Origin of the sequence: Thermococcus sp. M36 (genome assembly GCF_012027355.1) — an archaeon.
Classification (GTDB): Archaea; Methanobacteriota_B; Thermococci; order Thermococcales; family Thermococcaceae; genus Thermococcus.
This window is the reverse complement of the sequence record NZ_SNUH01000306.1, coordinates 1-404: the sequence shown is the minus strand read 5'-3', so window position 1 is coordinate 404 and position 404 is coordinate 1. Positions and strand designations below refer to the sequence as shown.

Annotated in this window: 1 protein-coding gene; it reads right to left on the bottom strand. The window is 31.4% G+C overall.

Translation table 11 applies throughout. The annotated features are described in order from the left end of the window. Positions 1-404 (bottom strand): hypothetical protein (locus E3E36_RS12460; protein ID WP_167895644.1); only part of this gene is annotated, 404 nt, incomplete at both ends.

Genomic DNA, 404 nt, shown 5'->3' with positions numbered 1-404 from the left:
TATACTCAGTACCAAAAGTTTATCAGGCTTAACATAAGCCAGTGTTGGAAAAGCTTTATCTAAAACTACTAAAGCTTGAGGTGTTGCATCAATCATTAACTGAAACTCTACTACTTCTTTTCTGTACTTCTGTAATTCATCTAACAGCGATTGGCGTTTATTAATCAGCAATAATTTTCTGGCGTCTTCAGTTTTTATTGATTGAATAGTATCAGAAATTATAATCACTTGCTTTTCCATTCTGCTGATAGAAGCATTCAAGTGATCGTAAATTAATTCATAACTCTTCTTCCATATTTCTTCCTGTAAAAACCTGATTAATTCTGTTGTTCTGTTAGCTAATTTGGCTGCAAAAATGGGGTCTTTATCATATACAGTTATTCGCAAAATATTTTTTTCATTCT